15 protein-coding genes are annotated in these 15144 nt (G+C 40.8%); 9 read left to right on the top strand and 6 right to left on the bottom strand.

Annotated elements, in window-relative coordinates; genetic code table 11:
* Nucleotides 1–56: 56 nt before the first annotated feature.
* Together BA79_RS08695 and BA79_RS08690 are read right to left on the bottom strand one after the other, a co-directional pair.
* On the bottom strand, nt 57–1244 hold the full coding sequence (locus BA79_RS08695) for an MFS transporter (RefSeq protein ID WP_017360020.1): 1188 nt from the start codon (nt 1242–1244) through the stop codon (nt 57–59).
* 15 nt (nt 1245–1259) lie between these two features.
* Entirely contained in the window at nt 1260–1673 is a 414-nt protein-coding gene (locus tag BA79_RS08690) for a MarR family winged helix-turn-helix transcriptional regulator (protein ID WP_025208119.1), read from the bottom strand.
* Nucleotides 1674–2020: 347 nt separating this feature from the next.
* On the opposite strand from BA79_RS08690, the gene spoIIID reads away from it, so the two are divergent.
* The 4 genes from spoIIID to BA79_RS08670 all read left to right on the top strand — a co-directional run bounded on the left by spoIIID (nt 2021) and on the right by BA79_RS08670 (nt 5309).
* Nucleotides 2021–2299: a sporulation transcriptional regulator SpoIIID gene (spoIIID, locus tag BA79_RS08685; protein WP_008343327.1), complete on the top strand. Its 279-nt coding sequence runs from the start codon at nt 2021–2023 to the stop codon at nt 2297–2299.
* Between the two features lie 185 nt (nt 2300–2484).
* Nucleotides 2485–3486: a cell shape-determining protein Mbl gene (mbl, locus tag BA79_RS08680; protein WP_007497573.1), complete on the top strand. Its 1002-nt coding sequence runs from the start codon at nt 2485–2487 to the stop codon at nt 3484–3486.
* 134 nt (nt 3487–3620) lie between these two features.
* The gene (locus BA79_RS08675; RefSeq protein ID WP_017360018.1) at nt 3621–4460 is read left to right on the top strand and encodes a flagellar hook-basal body protein; all 840 of its coding nucleotides are present in this window, start codon (nt 3621–3623) and stop codon (nt 4458–4460) included.
* Between the two features lie 30 nt (nt 4461–4490).
* On the top strand, nt 4491–5309 hold the full coding sequence (locus BA79_RS08670; RefSeq protein ID WP_007497568.1) for a flagellar hook-basal body protein: 819 nt from the start codon (nt 4491–4493) through the stop codon (nt 5307–5309).
* Nucleotides 5310–5323: 14 nt separating this feature from the next.
* On the opposite strand, the gene BA79_RS08665 is transcribed toward BA79_RS08670, so the two are convergent.
* Nucleotides 5324–6379 (bottom strand): tetratricopeptide repeat protein, encoded by a 1056-nt coding sequence (locus BA79_RS08665; RefSeq protein WP_008343319.1) that lies wholly within the window; start codon nt 6377–6379, stop codon nt 5324–5326.
* A gap of 219 nt (nt 6380–6598) precedes the next feature.
* On the opposite strand from BA79_RS08665, the gene fabZ reads away from it, so the two are divergent.
* Nucleotides 6599–7033, top strand: a complete 435-nt coding sequence (gene fabZ / locus BA79_RS08660) for a 3-hydroxyacyl-ACP dehydratase FabZ (RefSeq protein WP_007497564.1) — start codon at nt 6599–6601, stop codon at nt 7031–7033.
* A gap of 126 nt (nt 7034–7159) precedes the next feature.
* A complete protein-coding gene (gene mscL, locus BA79_RS08655; RefSeq protein WP_007497563.1) occupies nt 7160–7555 on the top strand; it encodes a large conductance mechanosensitive channel protein MscL in 396 nt (131 codons plus the stop codon).
* A gap of 27 nt (nt 7556–7582) precedes the next feature.
* Here the strand turns inward: mscL and BA79_RS08650 are convergent, their stop codons facing one another.
* Nucleotides 7583–7993 carry a YwpF-like family protein gene (locus tag BA79_RS08650; RefSeq protein ID WP_003215215.1) on the bottom strand — a complete coding sequence of 137 codons (411 nt, stop codon included), beginning with the start codon at nt 7991–7993 and terminating at the stop codon, nt 7583–7585.
* Between the two features lie 117 nt (nt 7994–8110).
* Between BA79_RS08650 and BA79_RS08645 the strand changes: the two genes are divergently transcribed.
* The 3 genes from BA79_RS08645 to ytvA all read left to right on the top strand — a co-directional run bounded on the left by BA79_RS08645 (nt 8111) and on the right by ytvA (nt 10661).
* Nucleotides 8111–8467 carry a hypothetical protein gene (locus BA79_RS08645; RefSeq protein WP_008343305.1) on the top strand — a complete coding sequence of 119 codons (357 nt, stop codon included), beginning with the start codon at nt 8111–8113 and terminating at the stop codon, nt 8465–8467.
* Nucleotides 8468–8858: 391 nt separating this feature from the next.
* Complete coding sequence (locus BA79_RS08640) at nt 8859–9719, top strand: Cof-type HAD-IIB family hydrolase (protein ID WP_029575441.1); 861 nt, start codon at nt 8859–8861, stop codon at nt 9717–9719.
* A gap of 153 nt (nt 9720–9872) precedes the next feature.
* On the top strand, nt 9873–10661 hold the full coding sequence (ytvA, locus tag BA79_RS08635) for a YtvA family blue-light photoreceptor (protein ID WP_019743575.1): 789 nt from the start codon (nt 9873–9875) through the stop codon (nt 10659–10661).
* Between the two features lie 73 nt (nt 10662–10734).
* Here the strand turns inward: ytvA and BA79_RS08630 are convergent, their stop codons facing one another.
* Both BA79_RS08630 and BA79_RS08625 read right to left on the bottom strand, forming a co-directional pair.
* A complete protein-coding gene (locus BA79_RS08630) occupies nt 10735–13512 on the bottom strand; it encodes a DEAD/DEAH box helicase (protein ID WP_017360014.1) in 2778 nt (925 codons plus the stop codon).
* Nucleotides 13499–15106 (bottom strand): SWIM zinc finger family protein, encoded by a 1608-nt coding sequence (locus BA79_RS08625; RefSeq protein ID WP_008343292.1) that lies wholly within the window; start codon nt 15104–15106, stop codon nt 13499–13501. The genes BA79_RS08630 and BA79_RS08625 overlap by 14 nt, the downstream gene beginning before the upstream one ends.
* Nucleotides 15107–15144: the final 38 nt, after the last annotated feature.

Genomic DNA, 15144 nt, shown 5'->3' with positions numbered 1-15144 from the left:
TTCATTTGAAATATCCTATATTTTAGCATGTTTTCAGTGAAGTTTAAAACAGTATCCTATTCTGATAGGGAAACCTTTTGTGCTTTTGCTTCTTGCGGTTTTCGTTCGCTCCAATAAAAAACGCCCATGCTGAGTAACACGACAACGCCAGCAATGAGATATACATTTGAAAAATCTGTGAAGCTGACAAGCAGTCCGAAGACAAAGGATCCAGCGGCAATCCCCGTATCATACAAGGTAAAGAAAGTTGCTGTGGCGTAGCCTGTACGGTGTGCTGGTGAGTGCTGTATCGCAAGTGTTTGTAGACATGGCACCAAAGAGCCGTAGCCAAGGCCGATGACAGCGCCGGATAAAAGAAGCATGGTGGCTGTTTGTGTAGCGGTCAGCATCCATAAACCAATCGCAAAGAGAGCAATAGATGGATAGATCACAATATGAGGCCCGACTCGGTCAAACAGTCTGCCTGTAAATGGACGTGATCCAAGCATTGCAGCTGCAAAAACGATGAAGAAATAACTGCTTGCACCCATCAGGTGAAGTGAATTGGCATAGACTGAAATAAATGAAATGATCGGCGAGTAACAGAAGGAGATAATGATTCCAACTGCTGCCGTTTTTAAAGCACCTTTTTCAAACAGGTGAGAAAAAGTGAATCGAAAGATGACACTTCCGCCGTTTTCAGGCTCTGGCTGTCTAATCAGCATCGTGAAAGCTGCACCGATGGAGACTATTATCGAAAAGAGAAGAAATAAAGAATGGAATCCTACTTTTCCGACTTGATTCAGTGCGATAAACGGACCGATGACCACGGCAAGGTTCATCGACATCACAAAGTATCCAAGACCCTCTCCTCGTTTATGTTTCGGAATCATATCAGCTGCAATAGCACTTGCTACGGTTGTCAAAATGCTGAAGAAGATTCCTTGCACGAAACGCAATATGAGAAGTGTTTGGAATTGATCAATTGGAATGTATAAATAAGTGAGCAGGGCAAAAGCCGTTGAAGAAAAAATCGCCATGCGTTTCTTGCCGAATTTCTCAATAATGGCCCCTGAAAATGGTCTTGTCACAATTGCTGATAATAAGAAGACCGTCACAAGGAGGCCGCCCTGTGATTCTGTTCCATTTAATTCATCCATTGTGTAAATGGGGAGTAGTGTCAAAAGGGCATAAAAAGAGGTGAATGTAAATAAATTCACCAGGACAATCATGATAAAGTCTTTTGTCCAAATGCGTTCGTTCATGGTGTAAGTCACTTCCTATTCAGTTGATAATTTGTGTAAAAGTGTATGGAGGAGTTGTTTTTCTTCGTAGGTAAAATCTGAAAGACATTCTTCTTCAAATTGTTCCATCGTCTGTTTGATTTCTTTAAACTTTGCTTTTGCATCGTCTGTCATGACGATGAGATTCTCACGTTTGTCTTTTCCTTGGACTCGTTTCACCCAGCCGTTTGCTTCTAGACGCGTCACGGTTCTGGTAATCGTCGGTGCTTCGACGTTCAAATAGGTCCAAATGTCTTTTTGCGTTTTAGGACCGAATGTATCCAAACAAAAAAGTACAGTCCACTGGGACATGTACAAGTCATAAGCAGCAAGCGCTTCGTTCGCTTTTTTAGACAGCAGCCGGGCGCTTTGATGTATTTGATGTAAACACTCTCTGTTTAACGTATCCATAGGCTCACCTTTATTCATTATTTATCTAGGTAAATAAATTCACCTTTCCTATTTTACGTGTTACACCGATGCTTGTAAAGTGAAAATTTTCGCCACTCGAAATGATTTTTTGTTTTGTCTTTTCTGATAAATCCCTTGTCCCATCTTCATTTTTAGCATATTCCCTATGCAATGCTAATACACTGTTACAAACCTGACAAAGAGAGTGTTTGAGGTGAGGGATCGTGTTTGGCATTTACTACCTAATGGATGAGAAATTAAGACGAACAAGCGCCGCTGAAAATGGATAATATTGATACGGATCTCATTTCACACTTCTCACATCCATTTTAGGGAGGTCGAGTGGTGTGCACGATTACATCAAAGAGCGAACAATCAAGATAGGAAAGTATATCGTGGAGACAAAGAAAACCGTTCGTGTAATTGCGAAAGAATTTGGAGTCTCTAAAAGTACTGTACACAAGGATCTAACAGAAAGACTGCCAGAAATTAATCCAGATCTGGCTAACGAAGTGAAGGAGATACTGGATTATCATAAATCAATCCGTCACCTGCGAGGGGGAGAAGCCACAAAGTTAAAGTATAAAAAAGAAGAAATTTTAGAAGGTGAGCCTGTAAAACAGTAAGCTTTAGTTCTTTGTTCATAAACATGATATATATATCTTCCTCTTATCGGTAGTTTCTAACCACAAATTTTGTAAAGACTTTTGTAAAGAAATATCTTTTTTTCTGCAAATTATGATAGAATATATAATTAGGGCAGAATGTGGTATTTGCTATGGAAACAGATTTTCAAGGAGGATATATATAGATGTTTGCTAGGGATATTGGAATTGATCTTGGTACTGCAAATGTACTGATTCATGTCAAAGGAAAAGGAATTGTGTTAAATGAACCATCTGTTGTCGCTCTTGATAAAAACAGTGGGAAAGTATTAGCTGTTGGAGAAGAAGCGAGACGTATGGTTGGACGTACGCCTGGGAATATTGTTGCGATTCGTCCATTAAAAGATGGCGTAATTGCTGATTTTGAAGTAACTGAAGCGATGCTCAAGCATTTTATTAACAAATTGAATGTGAAAGGGCTGTTCTCTAAGCCGCGTATGCTCATCTGCTGCCCGACAAACATTACATCTGTTGAGCAGAAGGCAATCAAAGAAGCTGCTGAAAAAAGCGGCGGGAAGCATGTATTTCTTGAAGAAGAGCCAAAAGTAGCAGCAATTGGTGCTGGTATGGATATTTTTCAGCCAAGTGGAAACATGGTCGTAGATATTGGAGGCGGAACGACAGATATCGCTGTCATCTCGATGGGTGACATTGTAACCGCCTCTTCTATTAAAATGGCTGGAGACAAATTTGATCTGGAAATTCTCAACTACATCAAAAAAGAGTACAAGCTGTTGATCGGTGAGCGAACTGCAGAGGACATTAAGATCCAAGTTGCAACGGTATTCCCAGACGCACGTCACGAAGAGATCTCGATTCGTGGACGAGATATGGTGACAGGATTACCAAGAACGATTACCGTCACAAGCAAAGAAGTAGAAGAAGCATTACGTGAATCTGTATCTGCCATTGTTCAGGCTGCGAAACAAGTTCTTGAAAGAACACCACCTGAATTATCAGCTGATATCATTGACCGCGGCGTCATCATTACTGGTGGCGGAGCGCTTCTAAACGGGCTTGATCAATTGCTTGCAGAAGAGCTGAAAGTACCAGTTTTCGTTGCAGAAAATCCAATGGATTGTGTAGCAGTTGGTACTGGCGTGATGCTTGATAATATGGACAAGCTGCCAAAGCGTAAACTCAGCTAATGATTTCCCTCATTCTTTTTAGAAAGAATGGGGGATTTTTATTAAAGAAGCCTGCCAATATGCCGATATATTTCATAGAAGATTGTGTACTGATGATTTTAGGTCATGTGAAAGAATTTGAATGAGGTGAGCACGTGTTAAAAGGACTATACACCGCAACATCTGCCATGATCGCTCAAGAGCGGCGGACAGAAATGCTTTCAAATAATATCGCAAATGCGAATACTCCAGGCTATAAAGCAGATGAAGGGGCCATGCGCGCATTTCCAGAAATGCTGCTAAGCCGAATGGAATCAGGACGTTTCCAAACATCTTCAGGCAAAGGCTTTAGTATCCCGCAGCAAACGGCGATTGGCGGAATTAATACGGGAACATACATGCAGGAGTTAATTCCTCAATTTACACAAGGAACATTAAAAACAACGGATCAAACAACGGATATCGCATTAGTAGAAAATAATGTACCCATCAACCCAGAGACAAATCAAAAGTCAGCGCTTTTTTATGCTGTGAATACACCAGAAGGCGTTCGTTATACGAAAAGCAGTTCCATTACATTGAATGATCAAAATCAGTTGACGATCAATGGACGTGCCCTTCTTTCCGTGACGGGCCAGCCGATTACCGTTCAAAGTGAGAATTTCAAAGTGAACGCAGATGGAACCGTGAGTGAAAACGGACAAAACCTTGGACAAATTGATGTACGTGTTGCAATGGATACAAGAAACCTTGCGCGTGAAGGAAATGATTTATACCGTACAGCTGATAATCAGCCTCTTCCAAGTGCGGTCAATAACGGTCAAATGTCCTATACATTAAGCCAAGGTGTATCAGAGCTGTCGAACGTTGATGTGACGAAATCATATACAGAAATGACAACAGCCTACCGCGCATTTGAAACAAACCAAAAAGTGGTTCAGGCATATGATAAAAGTTTAGAAAAAGCAGTGAATGAAATCGGAAGAGTGTATTAATGAAGAAATGAAAGAGAGAGGAGGATTCTCATGCTTAGAACGATGATCAATGCAGCTGTGTCGATGAACGAGGTGCAAAAGCAGCTTGATATCATTAGTAATAACATCGCAAACAGTGAAACAACAGGGTATCGTGCGAAAAACACCCGTTTTTCAGAGCTGGTGAGACAACAGTTTAATCAGGTAGATGAAAAAAATGAGCAGGTGGCAAACAGTCGTCTGACACCTGCTGGTTTAAGGCTTGGAACTGGAACGATGGTCAATGCATCCATTAACTCATTGCAAGGGTCTATTAAAGAAACAGGTCGTGACCTTGATGTTGCATTTGGTGCGCCATCTCAGTATTTGCAGGTCAATGCTGGCGGTAACATCCGGTATACAAGAGATGGCTCTCTTTATTTACAGCCAGGAAATAATCGGAATCAAGTCCAGCTGGTGACAAGCGAAGGCCATCCGATTCTTGACGAAAACGGGAATGAGATTGTCTTAAATGCGAATTTTCGTGATATTTCTATCGATAAAAATGGCCGGCTTACAGCTATTTCTCGAGGCAATCAACCGAATCAGCAGGTGAATCTTGGGGTTGTTCAAGTGAATAATTCTTCAGCACTCATCTCTGAAGGAGAAAATTTGTTCTCAGTCGACGGCAACTATCAAGGCGCTTTAACGGCACTGAATGGGGCAAACCGTCAGGCCATTCAACTTCAGCAAGGTGCACTTGAAACGTCGAATGTGGACATGTCTAAAGAATTAACAGACCTCATGACAACACAGCGTTCGTATCAGATGAACTCAAGAACCATTACGATGGGCGATCAGATGCTAGGACTCATTAATACCATTCGATAATGAGCAGGCGGATGTCAGCCTCTCATGATAAAAAAGGCGGCTCGCTCAAAGTCGCCCTTTTTTTTATAAAAATCTGAGACATCTGCAAGCAGATCTTCAAGATCAATCCAGGCTTCTTTTCGTTCAAGACATGTGACGAGTGTAGCAATCTGTTCATCTGCCTTGGGCGTTTGGCTGTAGAGAAGGAATAAAATTTGGAACTTGATTCTTAATAGATCAAATTGGGCATCAACGGCTTCTTTTAGCCCTTTTTGAATATATTTCATTCCTTCATCAGTTAAATTCTCTTTAAAGCAGGAACGCACAGTTTCATAGAGACACGATACATAGGAGTGGGCAGACTTCCGGTATGCTGGGAGCCGAAGCGCTTTTTTAAAGTATTCTAGTGCTTCCTTATGACGATTCTGTCTCGACTTGATAAAACCAGCGTCATAATACACGATACCAAGCAGTTCTTGGTCATCAATCATTTTCACGTATTCAATAATTTCAATAAAAATAGCTTCTGCTTCTTCATATTTTTTTTGGTCACTAAAGTTAAGTGCGAGCACAATTTTGCACCGATAAATGCTGTGGATATCCCCGTGCTTTGCAAAGATATTCATGGCTTTTTCAACATGTCGAATGGATAACAGTGAATAGCGGTTGTTATAATAAACACCACTTGTACGGAAATGAAACTCTGCTTCCTCTAGCTCATCGTCTAGCAGGGGCAGTTTCTCTTCTGCTTTTTCAAGATAATGAATGGCATCATTTTGATCGCTCTTTAAAGATTCGTATAAACCGAGAAAAAAGTAAAAATAATATTGTAGTTGATCGTTCATTTGATCTTTGTGGAGCATGAGTTCATGCTTCAGTTTTTCTAAGTCTTCTGTTTGGTTCATCCAGAGCTGATGGCGAAAAAGCATAAGCTGATAATGTAAATGAAGCTCCTGTTTCTTTGACAATCTACGTTTATATTTGGTTAAGGACGTTTTGATCTCTTCAGCCTTCGAAAAGTGTCGATGTTTTAGCATTGTATACCACGAATGGAGAAGTTTTTTAATGGATTTATCGCTTATAAAATTCATTTTTACCCTCTTATTCAATCAATGATGTAATATATATTACCATATTTGTGAAAAAACGATGAGTGTAGAGTGGATTATATTTCATGACAATAGGTAATAATAGATGTTATTTTTTACCATAATTGTTGGCTAGACATTGAAAAATGACTGCATTCATAATATACTTCAATAGGAATCAAATGAAGATTAGCGATATAGAAAAGAAGGAGAGATCAAGACATGCTTGATGCTCAGCAAATTCAAGACATTATTCCACACCGTTATCCATTTTTATTGGTTGACCGTATTTTAGAAGTTGATGGTGAGAAAAGAGCGGTTGGAATCAAAAATGTCACAGTAAATGAAGAATTTTTTAATGGCCATTTCCCAGGATACCCCGTCATGCCGGGTGTGCTTATTGTAGAAGCGCTCGCTCAAGTTTTTGGGGTCATCATGTTAGGTAAAGAAGAGAACAAAGGGAAAATTGGTTTGTTTGCAGGGATTGACAGCTGCCGATTCAAAAGACAGGTCAAACCCGGCGATCAGCTACGTTTAGAGGTTGAAGTCACGCGTCTTCGCGGTCCAGTTGCCAAAGGAAAAGCAGTTGCAACAGTAGATGGCGAAGTGGCATGTGAAGCAGAACTGACATTTTCTATCGGTCCTAAAGTATCGTAATGTGTCTGACGGTTCATCATGTATGAACCGTTTTTTATATGGAAACATTCAGCCAAAGCGGATAAGGACTTGCTTTTTTGACAAAAAAACGTCATATTAGACAAAAAAAGATGAAGGTGATAAACAATGCTGAAAGAATTTAGAGAGTTTGCCGTCAAGGGGAATGTGATTGACCTGGCTGTCGGTGTCATCATCGGGGGAGCATTTGGCAAAATTGTCACTTCTCTTGTGAATGATTTAATTATGCCGCTTGTTGGTATTATTGTCGGGGGGCATGATTTTAGTGGATTGTCTATTAAAATCGGTTCTGCTCAAATTTTGTATGGAAGTTTCATTCAAACAGTGGTCGATTTCTTGATTATCTCCTTTTCCATTTTTATCTTTATTCGTTATTTAAATAAATTAAAACGGAAAAAGGTAGAGGAAGAAGAAGTGGTTGAAACGCCAGATCAAACGGAAGTGTTGTTAACCGAAATTAGAGATCTTTTGAAAAATCAAAGCCAATCGAAAGATGTGCAATAGAAAAAGAGCGGCTCATCCCGCTCTTTTTTATGTGTTCTGTTTAAAAGCATCCAGCAGTTTTTCTCCTGATAGCCCCTCTTTGACGAGGTCTTTTAATACTTCTTCGGTTTCTGTTCTGTAACGATTTGTGATCATTTTACCGTCGAGTAATACAGATATGTTTTCTTCTAAGGCAACGATGTTTTTGACTTGGACCGATAGATGAACAGGGCGGTTGTTTTCTTTTGTAATCGTCACGAGAATCTTTACTTCTGTATGCTGCTGGAAGAGCACCTCAAACACTTGTCTATGCTTCTTTGGAATCAGTGCCTCGATCATCCAGTGATTTTCGCCATCTTCTTTATTAATGATTAAGCCGTCACGAAGGGGAATGCTGGACATTTTATCTTGCTTTGGATCAAGTTCGATTTTTAAATCAATCAGCCTAAAGGTTTTCATATTTATCACCTCACAAGCGTTCATTATTCGTAAGTATCATTATAGCATACAACATCTGTATAAATGAAACCGCTGCCTACTCAGAACTAGCTGCATATAAGTGAAAGGAGATGTTTTATGGAGTCCTATCAACTTCGAAACATACATATTGGTGAGGAAAAGGAAAGCAATGTTAGGGTCTATACATGGGGAGATATTCTCTCATTTTGTGATGTGTATATGGAAGAAGGGGAGTCCCTCACTTTTCAATACGTGACAGACGATCAAATGGACTGTTTTGAATTTCAGTTGTCAATTCATGATGGAAGGCTTTGTTTTTATTGGTTTGCGTGGGACGGGTCTGACTATATTCACATGCCTTCTAGTAATTGGATTCATTCAGATGTTTTTTATCAATTTATGAAAAATAAGTATTTCGTCAAACAAAATAAGATGATGTTTTATACGCAAGCGGTAAAAAGTAAAAATGATTGAGAAAATAAAGAATTTGAAGAACGATTTTGTCATTTTCGTTTTTTGTCTCTTGTGCTATTTCTCAGTAGACTAGGGTTAGCTGAAAGGAAAGGAGGCAAAAGGCAAAGGTCTAGCATCTCGCGGCCCCCCTCTAGCTATAGCTGATAGACTTTGCCTTGTACACATATTCACTGCGTAATAGTAGAACCAAGGTTTATTTGTATCAGTCATGTGTCCCCTGTGAATCCCCTTATGCGTATCCGGTCATGTAGCGTGACCGGGTACTCTTATATTCATTGATAAGCCGATCATCCCTTGCAAATAGTGGATACTCATTTCATAATGATGATGGATTTGATAAACGGAAGGTCAACTGAAAATGCAGGCAAAAAAGGAGAGACCGATGACAAACATTCAATTAATCGCAACGGATTTAGACGGAACTTTATTGAACAGTGAGCACAAAGTGAGTCAGGAAAACGAGCAGGCGTTAAAGGAAGCAGCAGCGAGTGGGATTGAGGTTGTCGTTTCAACAGGCAGAGCGTATTTTGATGTGAAATCTATTTTTGATCAGCTTGGGATGAATACGTGGGTCATTAGTGCAAATGGAGCTGTGATTCATGATCCAGAAGGTCAAGTATATCATTCGGCTGTTCTAGAAGAAGAAAAAGCAAAACACATCTTATCATGGCTTGAAGAGCGTGATTATTACTATGAAGTGTTTACGAATGAAGCCATTTACACACCAAACCGCGGCAGGGAGCTTCTGGCGATAGAAATGGACCGCTTAAAGAGTGCAAATCCAGAAACGGATCAGCGTGTTCTTGAGCAAGCGGCTGAAGTTCAATACAGCCAGTCAGGTTTTGCTTATATTGATACATATCAAGAATTGTTTCGTGAGGATCAGAATCTTTCGTTTTATAACATCTTAGGTTTCTCATTTTTTCAAGACAGATTGAAAGCCGGATGGGAGGCGTTTGGACATGATTCTGAATTAACATTGGTTAGTTCGGCTGATCATAACTTTGAAATTGGAGCAAAGGAAGCGTCGAAAGGGCAGGCGTTAACCAGGCTGGCAGAAAAGCTCGGTATTCCATTAAGCCGAACAGCGGCTGTAGGAGACAGTTTAAATGATGAATCGATGATTCGGGCAGCTGGGGTTGGAATTGCAATGGGGAATGCGAGAAAGGATATAAAAGAATTAGCTGATCACGTCACGTTAACAAATGATGAACATGGTGTGGCACATATGATTCAACATCTTTTGAAATAATTGAATCGCATGTATTTGTATAAATGACATAGGGTGAAGCGCATTCTACAAAAGAGGAATTCAGAACTACTTCTATTTACACCTGCTATGGAACATCATATAATTTAATTATGAATATAACCCGCTTGTAAGGAAGTTAAGGAGAGTAAACGAATGGCGCTGGAATCTTATAAGTCCGACAATCTGCATTTAATCAAGGAAGCCTTAGACTATACTCAGGTTGGCCTGACGGTGACGGACCCGTCTTTACCTGATAATCCTTTAATATATGTGAACAAGGGCTTTTTAGATATGACAGGCTATCAAGAAACCGAAGTATTAGGAAAGAACTGTCGTTTCCTTCAAGGAGATGAAACTGAACAGATTGCTCTCAAACAAATTAGGACAGCCATTGAAAACAAAGAGGCTGTCACTGTTCAGTTGAAAAACTATAAAAAATCTGGTCAAATGTTTTGGAACGAGTTAAGTGTGGCGCCTCTATGGATTGATGAAAATGAAGGGAAACGCCTTTATTTCGTTGGTCTGCAAAAGGATGTTACGAAAGAGAAGGAACAGCAAGAGCTTCTTGAGCAATCCATTGATGAAGTATTGAATATTTCTGTCCCGATTGTTCCGGTGAAGGATGGTATTTCTGTCCTGCCCATCATAGGTACGTTAACAGCGCCAAGATTTGATAAAATCATCTCAACGGTTTCCACTTATATCTCTCAATCCAAAGACGATTACTTCATTGTGGATCTGTCTGGTTTATTAGAGGTGGATTCATTTGTGGCGGATGCGATCTTTAAGCTAAATGATTTGATTTTAATGACTGGCACAGAACTGATCGTGACAGGTATTAAACCAAATCTTGCGATGAAAATGGGAGAAATGAGAGAGGACTTCCGTGAGTTGAACACGTATATGAATGTGAAATCTGCATTGAAAAAGCTGCAAATTTAAGCATTCCTTTAGATGAGATTAAAAAAAGAGGACTTTTCATCACGCCCTGAGAAAAGTCCTCTTTTTGCTGTCATTACGATGATTGAGCGGCTGCACTTAACGTGAATAAATCTTCTAGTTCGTTCGTTGACAGCTCTGTAATCCAGCTTTCACTTTGGATAATTTGATCATTTAACGTTTGTTTTGTTTCGAGCATTTGATCAATTTTTTCCTCTATCGTGCCGGTTGTGATCATCTTATGGACATGAACAAACCGCTTTTGCCCGATGCGGTAAGCACGGTCTGTTGCTTGGTTTTCTACAGCAGGATTCCACCATCTATCGTAGTGAATGACATGATTGGCGGCGGTTAAGTTTAGTCCGGTTCCTCCTGCTTTTAAAGAAAGAATTAAGATGTTGAACTCTTTTTTCTGGAAGCGTTCCACCATTTTGTCCCGATCATGTTTTGATAAGCTCCCATTTAAAAATTGAACTGGTTCTCCAAACATCTTTTCAGCCAGCTGTTTGATCATGTTGCCCATTTCAATATACTGCGTAAAAATGAGGCAGCTTTCTCCTTGTTCGTGTATGGCTTTTAACAGCTCTGCTAATTTATCCATTTTTAATGAACGCTTCAACAATTTTACATCTGTTCCGCTCTCTTTTAAATAAAGAGCAGGGTGATCGCAAATTTGTTTGAGTCTGCCAAGCATACTTAAAATGATGGCTTTCCGCTGCATCCCTGTTAATGAGGCCATATGTTCGAATGTATCTTTGACCAGCTGTTCATATAAAGATGCCTGCTCTGCAGATAACGGGATGAATTCTTTTTCTTCTAGTTTCTCTGGCAGATTGAGTGCGACTTCTTCATCTTGTTTTGTCCGTCTTAATAAGAATGGCTTGATCAGCTGCTGCAGCTGTTGGATTCTTTTTTCTTCACGGTCTTTTTCAATCGGAAGGACGAATTTTTTATGAAAACTGGTCAGGCTGCCGAGATATCCTTTGTTCACGAAGTCGAAAATAGACCAAAGCTCTGTCAAACGGTTCTCCATCGGTGTCCCGCTGAGGGCAATGTGGTGCTGTCCTTTTAATTGCCTAATGGCTCTCGATTGTTTCGTATGGGCATTTTTAATGTTCTGGGCTTCGTCTAAGCAAATGGTATTCCATTTGGCTGCTGTTAATTCATCACGGTCAGAATGTGAGAGACCATACGAAGTGAGGACGATATCTGTTGATTCGTACGCTTTTGTAAAGTTCTCACCTTGTGGACGTGATGGTCCATAATGCAGAGCGACATTCAAATGTGGTGCGAATGTTTCTAGCTCTCTTTGCCAGTTCCCTAATACGGAAGTCGGTGCAATGATGAGAGATGGAGCGGCGTCTTGTTGATGCTCCTTCAAATAGGTGAAATAAGCGATCATTTGAATCGTTTTTCCAAGACCCATATCATCTGCTAAACAAGCCCCGAATCCATGAGACCTTAAGAACAGAAGCCAGTTGACACCGTGCTGCTGATACGGGCGCAGTGTGCCCTTAAAGGACTCACTCATCTCGTAGGATGGCAGCTCTTGTGTATCATTTAACTGATGAACAAGCCCTCGTAATTGAGACGAAAGTTCAAATTGAATATGGGCAAAGGCCGAACTGTCTAGCAGCTCAGGAATCGACTCAGAAGAGGCCTCTTGGTCTGCGAGTTCACGTGACAAAATATCCGACATATGAAGTCCTTCGTTCTCAGCGCGCTCCATCCATTTCTTCATTTGCTGGATAAAGGTCGGATCGATTTTAATCCATTGTCCACGAATATTGACAAGACGACGTTTACTTTGAACAAGCTCGTTGAATTCATCTTCTGTCAGCTCAATCCCGTTTGTGGCAAAGCGCCAATTAAAGTCCATAAGGGCATCCATTCCAACGTGCGATTCGCCTCGTGGTGTGGAGGAAATCCGTGCTTTTAGCATCATGGTGCTTTCTTTGACGATTTGCCACCATGATGGGAGCAGGATCTCAATCCCCATGTTCACAAGTGTTTCACTCGCTTCAGACAGGAAGAGCCACGCTTCTTCTTCTGACATGAGGGTGGTACCAGATGTAAATGAGAGCCAAGGGACAATCTGACCGAACCGCTCCAGCTCTCTGGTGATTTTTTCTTGAAACGGACGCCATGATTTTTTTAAAGAACGGATGCCTTCAAAGAAATGCAGATCACTGTTTTTCTTATCACGCAAAAACAGTTCAATTTTCCAATCATCTCCGTCGAAATCAGGCTCATTTAAACGCAAGCCGACAGTGAAAGGCGTCTCATCATCAATCCAGCCGATCGTTTCCAAGAAATCCTGTTCATCTAAAAAATGACCTTGGAAGGAGGAAAGAGCAGGCGATTGTGCAGTCATTCGGTTCCATTTGTGCTGCAAGGCATCATCATATTGAATGTAATCCTGTACGGCAAAGGAGAACCAATCAGCTGTGTAGCCATCTAACAGACCTTCTTTGTCTTTAAAGCGAAGCATTCCTTTTGTCCATGCCTCGAAATCTGGGACAAAATCTTCATCCTCGATGAATTCGTAAATGGTTGAGGCTGTTTTCATAAGCGGCTCTGTTTCATCCGTTAACGTCACATGGCTGAAAGTATTGAATGAATTTTTCCCTAGCAATTCAACGGTCATCCAAGGACTTAACAGGAAGGCAGGTGTGCCAATAAAGCTCACATCTTCTAAGAATGTTCCGTAAAAAGATGATTCGTGCCATTGGAAAAGCTGCCTCTTCATTTCATTTAGCGGTACAGGCTGTCCGTCCTCTGCTTGCGCTGAAATGGTGAAAGAGAAATCTTCGGTTTGTTCTGCATGAATGACAATTTGTTTATGGCGTGTCATCAATTAATTTTCCTTTCTTCATTTCCTCTTGGAACGCACGCAGCCGCTTTGTTGAATCTTGCAGCTGCTGTACATATCTTTCCCACACCGCGTTTTTCTTCGTTTTATGATAAAGCGTACGCAGTTTCTTGAGCATTTTCACAGATTCCCGGTAAGCACTTCGATTCTTTTGATCGAGAAGCAGTGAGATTTCCCGGTGGTATGAAGGAATGAGTGCTTCAGGCTCTTCCTTTGCAATCTGTTTTATTAATTCTTTCTCCAACTCACTGATAGAGAAACCAACGAGGCTGTGTATTTCAATCCATTCTGCATAGCGTTCTTGTGCATATAAGAGCTGACTATATTCAGTAAATGCATAAGGCATACAGATTTGGAGATAGCGTTCATACAAGAAATGATCTTTCGTCTGTTTAAAGTACGCGTCTAAATAAAAGAAGAAATCGCTGACGGCTCCACGCAGTTCTCTATAAGATAGGTCAAGCTGGCAATATTCTTCTAATACATATGTGATCTCTTGATACCAAAGTTTGAGACGCTTCCAGTCCTTGCGGTTTGTGAGATCCTTTAGCCAATTGAGCACATTTGGCAGCATATCTGCATTGAGCAATTTTAATTGCTGGAAGAGTCTTTCGTCTTCTTTTAGCAAATAATCCATATGCATCAGCCCAATGGTGCGCTCAACCGTTTGCTCCTGCTGTTGGGCGCTCTTGAGTAATTCTGTTTCTTTTTTGACCCATTTCCCTCTATTTAATATAGTTCCCCACATTTCCATAAAGACCGCAACTCGTTCATGCTGGAAAGGTCCGCTGATTTGAAGAAGTGTCCGAACGGCAGTTGGTGTGTTTTCAAGAAACGGATCGAGGGAAAAGGAAAGGGCGTATGTCCTCAAATGATCCACTGAATCAAAAATGGTGTTCATGAGCTGTTCTACATATGGATTCATTGAATAAAAGTCTTTTTCGGCATCGAGGCGGCCGAGGTCGATTAGCTCATGGAGCCTTAACCACACATCGATAGACGTATGAATCGCATACAAACTCTTGAATTCAGGTGAAGTGGGTGCGTGTTTTTTCAGGATCGATAAATAGCCGTAATACAAATGCTGTGGTGTTTGCTGGTGCTTCGGTGTCCGTTTCAGCCAGAGGTGAAATTCCTCCTGGAAAAAATTCAGCCAGCTCTGAAGTGATTGTTCATCTGGGCGCTTCACTTGGAAGTGCTGACGAATGAGTTCTTTGCTGCGCTGTAATTCATCCTTCTCTGACCAATTTTCTGTAAAGCCGGTCACACTCTCTACTTGAGCGTATAGCGAAAAGAAGACAGCGAGGATGTGTTTACATAGTCCATCAGCTGGACATGAGCAGCTGCTTCTCACTGGAAACAGCACATGAAGGTGGACTCTTGCTGCCACGACATCATGTACATAAGCTGACCATTCGGTATCAGACTCTTGCTTGAGCCGATATACGCTGTCCTGTCTATAAGTAATCAATGCTTTTTTGATGAGTTGCTTGTTTTCATCTGTTGCAGGAAGAAGTTCTTTGATCTGTTCGGCTGTTTGTTTGATTTCTTCTTCGTTGATGTTGTGCTGAAGCATTTGATCCGCTCCTAACCAAGTAAAAGATTCCAATTCTT

The organism is Bacillus altitudinis 41KF2b, assembly GCF_000691145.1.
Taxonomy (GTDB): Bacteria; Bacillota; Bacilli; order Bacillales; family Bacillaceae; genus Bacillus; species Bacillus altitudinis.
This window is presented reverse-complemented; position numbering and strand designations above follow the sequence as displayed.